Origin of the sequence: Shewanella sp. N2AIL, assembly GCF_022690845.1 — a bacterium.
GTDB classification, from domain to species: domain Bacteria; phylum Pseudomonadota; class Gammaproteobacteria; order Enterobacterales; family Shewanellaceae; genus Shewanella; species Shewanella baltica.
This window is the reverse complement of record NZ_JALBYT010000094.1, coordinates 1-388: the sequence shown is the minus strand read 5'-3', so window position 1 is coordinate 388 and position 388 is coordinate 1. Positions and strand designations below refer to the sequence as shown.

Here is a 388-nt window from a genome sequence, read left to right as displayed (position 1 = left end):
TGAGCTGAGATGCTAAGTTCATTTCATTTTCGGCAACCGAATCAAAGGCGCTGTTGACCAACAAATGGCTGCTTAACTCCATCAAGCAAACCATGCGAATTTGCGGATAAGCCGCTTCGCCTGAAGCGTTTGCGGTTCGCGCAAAGGCGGCTTGATTTTGGACACTATCGGGTGTCCGCCACACTACACCGTCAACACCATACAAGTTAAGACCGCACCAATGAGGATGTTCAGCTCTCGCGTGCCAGGTATTAGCGCTGCGACTAAACACTTCTCGAATAACCTCACTGCCCAATCGTTTACGCGCCTGAGTCACGGCGCTGCGTGCAACATAATCAATCTCTTGCGGCAAAACAATGTCGAGTTTGTTGATGAGTGACCGAACAGA

General features: G+C 50.0%; 1 protein-coding gene. It reads right to left on the bottom strand.

The window, feature by feature from the left end; genetic code table 11:
* Nucleotides 1-388 (bottom strand): transposase domain-containing protein (locus tag MO387_RS20860; RefSeq protein ID WP_242326514.1); only part of this gene is annotated, 388 nt, incomplete at both ends.